The following is a 7,167-nucleotide window of genomic DNA, read 5'->3' on the forward strand; positions in this document are numbered from 1 at the left end:
CCCAAATAACCACCATTTTTTCAAAAATTTCCCTATTTTACAACTTTTTTTCAAAGACCCCGTAAACGATAAACAGTTATACTCATTACCAAACACCCCTTAAATCTTTACCTTCATCTGCTTGACACTCCACAATAAAAAACATCAATCCTAAAATTAAAAAAAACTTAAAATTATATAGATTGCATAAAACTATTATTCTAATCGCTTCGCCCCACGGGCTACTACAGCCCACTCCAGCAGAAGCCGGAGCAAGCGTAGCCCTACACCAACTGCTTGATAACTTATAAAATTTATGATATACTATCTTTGTTGTTGAAAAGTTGCTCCAACTTCATAATTTATTTTTTTGACCTATAATTCTTATGACCAAAAAGCAGGAGCGTCTTTATTTTGCGTACAAAATGGACACATTTAGCAACCCTTTAATCCCTAAAGGGCTTAATCTTTTGTCCATTTTGTACGTAAACGTACAAAAATAAACAATAAAAAAATAATAAACAAATAAATAAAAGAACAAATCAAGAAACGAAGCACGGAACTAGCGAAGCGGCCGATTGAGATCGGTACCATAGCGTGACTAATACGTGACCAAAGCATACGTAAAAAGCAACTTTTTTTATTATTTTGCACAAGTTTTTCGTCATTTTGACAAAATATAAAATTTATGGTATAATGTTTTTAAGGAGTCTTATAGCTACAAGACTTTTAATAAGTAAGGAGGTTCACTATGAACAAGCAGGAATTTTTACAGATGTTTCAAGAATATTCAGATGTGCGCAACGCTAAAGTCAAAGCAGAAAGAGCTGGCTACGAAGTTCAGGTCGAAGGCAGAGGTCGCAATGCTGTTTATCATGTAAATAAGATAGTTCCAGATGGATATGATGCGCACCTTACTCTAGAAGAAGTCAAAAGAATAACTGGCCAAAGTAAAAGAAATAGGGCGCTTGCTATGTTCAATGGTGGGCACAACAAGATTGTAGGCAAGCAGGTCTGGTACAAGAAAAATGAAGCTAGGTGCATAACTGAGTTAGACAAGGAGTCTCGCATCAGGTATTTGTTTACAGTTAGACCGGAGCTAGCAGATGAATATACATACGCGTATATTGGTAAATTAGTGGGGCTTTCTTCTTCATCTGTTGGGTATTATATTAGAAAGATAGTAGAAAAAGACCAAATAAAAAAGGCTCCACATCGGAAGTTCAGAACTTCTTTTGTGCGCCTTTCAACTAAACAGGTCTACACCATTCCTTGGGAAGACCATGTTTTTTTTACTGAGTACTTTGGTAAGGGCTATTATAATTCAAAATTTTTCCTAGATATGTTCTTCTTGAAGGGCTATATGTATCGGCGCTATCAGGAGAAGCCTTTGCATCTGGGCAACATTGGAGAAATGAATGGGGTGCGCCCTGCTTGTGAATACACTTTTTTAGATAATGAAAAAAGCCCTAGCGACAAACTAGAGCTTCAAGAGATTATAAAATTATTGAAGGACCTGAACTAAAACCTTCATAATAATTATAGTACATTTTTAACGGAGCTGCTTGTTGGAAAGAATCTCTTTCAAGCAGTTTTTTAAATATTTTGTAGACAGAAGGTTAGAGTAGTGCCCTGTTCTCTCGTGGATGGCCCTGTTGGCGCCATTCAGAATGCAGATGCGCACAAAGATTTCTGTTGACTCGTCTGAGTATTTTTCTGCAAAATTCTGTGAAGCATAGATTATGCTGGGCAAGCAGTCTTGTTCTGTTAGGGGCTCTTCGTTGTTTAGTGTTAGAGCAGATGAGATGAAATTGATTGTTGGCGCCATTGTGGTTAAAATATTTTGTAGGGCTTCTTGTGAGCCCTTTTTGACTAGGGTTAATTGTTCTTTCATTTAATAGAGTCCTTTCTTTTTGTATATGTATATTGTATCATAATTTTTATAGTTTGTCGAGGGGGCAACTTTACCCAGAAAAAATTTCAGTGTGGTCGGAACTTTATTACGGGATTTTTGCAGTGTGGCATGCAGTATGACGATTTTTACTCCAGAATGTTGGGAGTGTTATAACTGGGTAGTTCCCTTCGGTTGCTACTATGTAGCCGAAGGGTCTTTTTGTTTTATTAAAGTTTCAATAAAAAAGAGAGAGCTTTCGCTCCCTAAATTAATATTCAATTAGGTATCCACAAAAATCAATCTCTGGGTCGTCATTAATAATATGCTCCCAAAACTCACAATCGTTTTCATCAAGATAGTCTGTAAAATATTCAATCAAACTCTCTTTGGTTTTTGCAATTTCTAAGAGTTCTTCAAGAGTGGGCATAGATTCCCAATAACCAAAGTTACAAACATAATTGCCACTGTATGCGGTCATCTCTAATTCAAAATAGGTTTCTGTTGGTGTGAAATTATCTAAAACTTGACTGTGTCGAAAAACAGTTTTACTAATCAGTTTAATTTTTGTCATGCTCATAGCGATTCTCCTTTTTAAAGGGGGGTGCTCCCCCCACATTATTTTCGTGTAGCGATTGTTTTAAATTCGTATTTGTAGCCATGTTCATCTAATACAAATTTTTTCTTTCCATCTGTTACAATTTCATGCCCCAAAGCCTTTAAAGCTTCTTCGATTTCAATGTCCAATTGAGATTTAAAAGAATCTCGTCCACGTTTAATTTCTTGTGCCTTGCGTTTCTCATCTCGTTTAGCTAAAACCTCTTCCACACTAGCACGTTTCTTTTGCTCACGTCCACCAAATTTTGCCGGTGGCTCTTCACCTTTTTCTAGCCAATAACTTGAAATAGCTTCCTCTTCCGTTAACTCAAAGTTTTCAATCATTTCAAGATAGGCATGTGTGGCAATATCCATTGAAATTTCAAACTCATCTGATAACTCTTTAATCTCACCTAGTTGTTTTTCTGTAAATTTTTTCATTTGTTCTTACTCCTTTGTTTTAATTATATATTTATTATATCATATTTTCTATCAAAAAGTCAAGCGATTAATTGTTTTTTAATTATTTAATGCTTTATTCATTGAAGAAAATACTCTCGCAAGGCTCTTTAACTACCTTACATTTATAATTATACACTCTTTCTAGTGGTTTTACAAGCTTTTTTGAGCATTTTATGCAACATTAAGAATTGCGGGCATTTCTGAGTTTTATATGAGTTTACTTAATTTTGTATGAAAATGCTCTGTAGCTATTGACAGAGAGAAAACTTTTCGCTAGCTGATAGGTTAGCGAAAAGTCTTAAGGTTTTCTGAAAATCAGATGAAAGCAAAAAAGAGTGATTTCTCACTCTTAAGATTTTATTTATTTAAGTTTAATGTTCCCCACTGGTAGCCCAAATCTTCCACCACTGGCATTTTTGCGTTCTGCAAGTCATAAATACGCTTCATTTCTTTAACATACGCTTGGTGCTTTGGAATTGCTCGTGACGTATAATCTTTGTGAACAGTATTAGGAATACGCCAAGGGCTTCCTAAAATTCCTGATTTAACCGCTTTGCGTTGGCGGTAACAGTGAGCCATAATTTTAACTTCGATTCGCACATCTGAAAGTCCTGTATGGTCCTCAATGAAACCATAGTCGCCTGTAATGTAGCGGTAGCAAATTTCGGCATTTGTTTTTAGATTGCCTTTCTCACTATACCACCCTTGAGCAACGGCAATTTTTGGGAAAGATTTTTGAGAGAAAATTGTTTCACAAGCCAAGCTCCAAATACACACTTGTTTGTATTCGTCAAAGTTAAGCTCTTCGCCATTAATAAAGCTGTTACTACAATTCATTGCTCGCTTATCAAAACTTAGGTTGTAAGCCATAATAGTTGAAACATCAAAGTAATCTAGGGCTTGAGCTAAACAGTCCACCGCTTCATTCCAAGAAACTAGCTCGTGCTCCCCATTATGCAATTGAATCCAGTACATAGGTACTTTACTAACATAATATGCTGTTGACATAATTTCTTGGTTTAAGAAAATCTCTTTGATTAGGAAAGATTTTTCGTATACAATGTTACCCTTTTTGTCGCTGATTGCAAAACCTAAATCGTAAATAAGTGGCTCTGCGAACCCTTTTGACTTGTTACCTAAAAAGTTACCTTGCTTGTCATAAATCGGCTCTAGCCCACAAGCTGTTTCAACATCAATTGTACATACATAATTTTTTCGTCCGTCTTTTTTAATAGTGTTCATAATCTTACTCTTTTCTTTGGGGGTCGCCCTTTGTTTTAAATTTAAGCCTTTTTACAACTTGCTTAGGTTGAATGTGTTACGCTAGTTTGTATCCAACTTTTTTCTCATCTGTTGCACCTTTAACGACTTTTTCTTCCGCCAATAAGTAACGCATTTGAGCTGTAAAACGTTGGTTGCTAATGTCTAATCCTGTTGCTTTTACAAATCGTGCATGGTCTACAAATTCATCTGTTAAGTGTGATAAGATTTCAGCTCGTAAAGCTTCATTTTCTAATTGTTTTGCTGTTGGTTTGTTTGATTTGCTTGCTGTTTTGTTTGCCATGTGTGTTAAGATTTCGATTGCTTCCACTTGCTCTGCTGTTGGTTCTGCTACTGTTGCTAATAACTCTAATGCTACTGATACCGCTGTTTTTTGTGTCATTTTTTTCATGATTTGTTCTCCTAAAGGGGTTCGCCCTGATTTGTTGTTGTAGCTCTTAACTACTCTTTAATTATAGCATTTTGGGAAAGTTTTGTCAATACTTTTTTCTTTTATTTTTTTAAAGCTGTTTGGCTTTCCCTGTTTGCTACTCTTTAAGTATACCAGATTTTTTATCTTTTGTAAACTTAAAGTTTGATTAATGCCTGTAATCTTTTGTGCTGTCAGCCCTTTGCTTGTTCGCCTTACTTGATTACATACTTATTATATCAAATTTGAGCGGTGCGGTACTTAAGAAAGTCGGTTTATTCTATGAATTTTTCATGAATAAAATTTCGGGCAAAATGGTTGCAAAGTCAACGAAAAATAATTTCACGAAAAAAATCTTGAAAACCCTTGACAAAGAAAAAACCTTTCGTCATTACTAACGATGACGAAAGGCAAAAGCCCCCTGTTGGGAGCTTAATTTAATACTGTTTTAACAATTGAGAAATTTCATAGTACAACCCTTGCATCTGCAACTGTTCTCCGAAAGATTTTGCATCTCTAATAATATCGCCTTTTTCAAAAGTCAACTTGTTTTCATAAAGATTCTTTTGATATTCTCGATTTTTTAGAAAAGCATACTTCGTTAACATTTCTTCGTGTTTCGCTATAATCTCTTTTAGGTTTTTAGATGATTTACTTTTTAAATTTTGGCAGTGATAAAAAACAAACACTGGAAAGGCGGGGAATAGAAGAATTTTTCCAAAAACTCCATTTATTCTTAAGGCTTCTTTGAATTGATATAGTAAACTTCTTTCTTTTGCAAGTCTTTCTTTATACACTCTCAAGCTTTCTTTTAACTCTTTCTCGGTTTTAAGTCGACTCCCTTTTTTACTGTCGTCCCAAGTTTGGCTATAGTACTCATATTTATTTTCACCGAAAACTTGTTCATCGTATTCTTTTGGTGTGATTTTTTCTTTCATTTCAAAAGTGACGGTTTGATTGCTGTCTACCAATAGGGTTACTGTGTGGAAAGACCACTCACGAGCCCAAGTGCGACTACCTGTCTTTTTCCACGTTCCGCCTATTTGCTCTTCTATAATTGCCGTTGCGAGGGCTACTCTTTCTTCCCATTTTAGGTTTCGCGAAGCTTCACTCATAAACGTTTTTGTATCACCATATCGCACCGCTTTTTCTAAAACTTCCTTTTTGTGGTCTAGCTCTTTGCTAATTCTCTCATTTAATTCTTTCATTTGTTTAACAGATTCTTTCATTTTTTGTTCTCTCCTTTATTTCTTTATATACTTATTATACACCAGATGAAGAGCAAATACAAGTGGATTAGCGCTTTCTAATATTCGGGAGCCATTTAAATTTTTCTTTCATCTGATACTTTTATTCTGAAAATTTCATGAATTAAACTCAAGCTAAAAACCTTTCGTCAACTAACAAGGCGACGAAAGGCAAAAGCCCCAGAAGGGCTTCATTAAAGTTTTATTGGAATTTCATTATCTTTTAAATATTCAATTGCTTGTTCAACTGGCAATTTTTTAAGTACGTCTGTCAAGGTGGCATTCTCGCACAAATACAACTCTTCTGTTATTGTAAGATATTTTATTTCATCTGTTATAATTTTAATTTCATCAACTTCTCGGCAATCTTCAAACTCGATATATACAATTTTTTTCATGAATGGTAATGGTCTATACTGCTTGATTGCCCAATAATATTGGTTTGAATCTGTCGCACTGTATTTGGAAACCTTTTTTTCTGCAACTCCATAGGCGAAACAATGTGTTAACCCTATTAAGTGGCTCTTGTAATCTCCGTTAGTAAAATGTATCCCTAGAGTAATGGCTTTGTTCAATAGTTGTTTTTTCATTTCTTTTCCCTCCAATGAAATAAAGTGGGCTTGCGCTTTTACAAGCCCTGTTTTGAAATTATAGTGGTAAGTGTAGCAGTTTGTCTAAATCTAAGTGAATTTCATGAATATCAAAGGCAATTCCTTTCCAATCGTTTCGCACGTCTTTATTGTCATCAAAGATGATATTTAAAGCTTCTGGATTAACTGGAATATTTTTAGATTGTCCATAGCGTAAAGGATTAAACTCTTGCACGCAAGGCATGTATTTATCAAGCCACTTGCTTTTTTCGTTTGCCGTAAATTCGTGATACTCATCTGTGCAATCCATTGGCGTCCATGTAATTACACTAATAGTCCAACCACGCTTTTGTAATTGAATCAGTTGGCGGTTTAAATATTCCATGTCTAGGTTTGGCATCGGTGGTAAATTCTCAAAGATTGGTTTTTCAGCTCGGATAGTTTCTAGCCAGTTTGGTTGCTCATATAGGCTCGCCACAGTTCCGTCCATGTCAAAATAAATTACCTTTTCAATGTTTGCTGTTTTGTTGTTCATCATAATTTGTTCTCCTTTGGGGTTCGCCCTTAACTACTCTTTAATTATATCATGGTTTCAATACCTTGTCAATAACTTTTGAGCATTTTTTTTATTTTTCTTGGCTTGGAAAGTTGTTTCTCTCTCAAGCTCTATATATATTATACCGCAGATGAATAGTAAACACAAGGGCTTTT

At 35.2% G+C, this 7,167-nt stretch carries 9 protein-coding genes; 1 reads left to right on the plus strand and 8 read right to left on the minus strand.

What is annotated here, in order from left to right; genetic code table 11:
* Positions 1–730: 730 nt before the first annotated feature.
* Positions 731–1,504 (plus strand): hypothetical protein, encoded by a 774-nt coding sequence (locus ACRDCA_RS28580; RefSeq protein WP_438692545.1) that lies wholly within the window; start codon positions 731–733, stop codon positions 1,502–1,504.
* Positions 1,505–1,531: 27 nt separating this feature from the next.
* On the opposite strand, the gene ACRDCA_RS28585 is transcribed toward ACRDCA_RS28580, so the two are convergent.
* The 8 genes from ACRDCA_RS28585 to ACRDCA_RS28620 form a co-directional block, all read right to left on the minus strand.
* Complete coding sequence (locus ACRDCA_RS28585; protein WP_438692546.1) at positions 1,532–1,873, minus strand: hypothetical protein; 342 nt, start codon at positions 1,871–1,873, stop codon at positions 1,532–1,534.
* A 268-nt stretch (positions 1,874–2,141) separates the two neighbouring features.
* Entirely contained in the window at positions 2,142–2,450 is a 309-nt protein-coding gene (locus ACRDCA_RS28590; protein ID WP_438692547.1) for a hypothetical protein, read from the minus strand.
* A 38-nt stretch (positions 2,451–2,488) separates the two neighbouring features.
* Complete coding sequence (locus tag ACRDCA_RS28595; protein ID WP_438692548.1) at positions 2,489–2,908, minus strand: hypothetical protein; 420 nt, start codon at positions 2,906–2,908, stop codon at positions 2,489–2,491.
* A 378-nt stretch (positions 2,909–3,286) separates the two neighbouring features.
* Positions 3,287–4,171 (minus strand): hypothetical protein, encoded by an 885-nt coding sequence (locus ACRDCA_RS28600; RefSeq protein WP_438692549.1) that lies wholly within the window; start codon positions 4,169–4,171, stop codon positions 3,287–3,289.
* Between the two features lie 76 nt (positions 4,172–4,247).
* On the minus strand, positions 4,248–4,601 hold the full coding sequence (locus ACRDCA_RS28605; protein ID WP_438692550.1) for a hypothetical protein: 354 nt from the start codon (positions 4,599–4,601) through the stop codon (positions 4,248–4,250).
* Between the two features lie 455 nt (positions 4,602–5,056).
* A complete protein-coding gene (locus ACRDCA_RS28610; RefSeq protein WP_438692551.1) occupies positions 5,057–5,848 on the minus strand; it encodes a hypothetical protein in 792 nt (263 codons plus the stop codon).
* A gap of 212 nt (positions 5,849–6,060) precedes the next feature.
* A complete protein-coding gene (locus ACRDCA_RS28615) occupies positions 6,061–6,456 on the minus strand; it encodes a hypothetical protein (protein ID WP_438692552.1) in 396 nt (131 codons plus the stop codon).
* A gap of 58 nt (positions 6,457–6,514) precedes the next feature.
* The gene (locus ACRDCA_RS28620) at positions 6,515–6,994 is read right to left on the minus strand and encodes a hypothetical protein (RefSeq protein WP_438692553.1); all 480 of its coding nucleotides are present in this window, start codon (positions 6,992–6,994) and stop codon (positions 6,515–6,517) included.
* Between the last annotated feature and the right edge of the window lie 173 nt (positions 6,995–7,167).

The organism is Serratia sp. (in: enterobacteria) (assembly GCF_051654945.1).
GTDB lineage: Bacteria > Pseudomonadota > Gammaproteobacteria > Enterobacterales > Enterobacteriaceae > Chania.

Bases quoted from the DNA above. Each gene is read 5' to 3' on its own strand.
- ACRDCA_RS28595 (WP_438692548.1), bottom strand. From the start codon at position 2,908: ATGAAAAAATTTACAGAAAAACAACTAGGTGAGATTAAAGAGTTATCA.
- ACRDCA_RS28615 (WP_438692552.1), bottom strand. From the start codon at position 6,456: ATGAAAAAACAACTATTGAACAAAGCCATTACTCTAGGGATACATTTT.
- ACRDCA_RS28580 (WP_438692545.1), top strand. From the start codon at position 731: ATGAACAAGCAGGAATTTTTACAGATGTTTCAAGAATATTCAGATGTG.
- ACRDCA_RS28610 (WP_438692551.1), bottom strand. From the start codon at position 5,848: ATGAAAGAATCTGTTAAACAAATGAAAGAATTAAATGAGAGAATTAGC.
- ACRDCA_RS28585 (WP_438692546.1), bottom strand. From the start codon at position 1,873: ATGAAAGAACAATTAACCCTAGTCAAAAAGGGCTCACAAGAAGCCCTA.
- ACRDCA_RS28620 (WP_438692553.1), bottom strand. From the start codon at position 6,994: ATGATGAACAACAAAACAGCAAACATTGAAAAGGTAATTTATTTTGAC.
- ACRDCA_RS28590 (WP_438692547.1), bottom strand. From the start codon at position 2,450: ATGAGCATGACAAAAATTAAACTGATTAGTAAAACTGTTTTTCGACAC.
- ACRDCA_RS28600 (WP_438692549.1), bottom strand. From the start codon at position 4,171: ATGAACACTATTAAAAAAGACGGACGAAAAAATTATGTATGTACAATT.
- ACRDCA_RS28605 (WP_438692550.1), bottom strand. From the start codon at position 4,601: ATGAAAAAAATGACACAAAAAACAGCGGTATCAGTAGCATTAGAGTTA.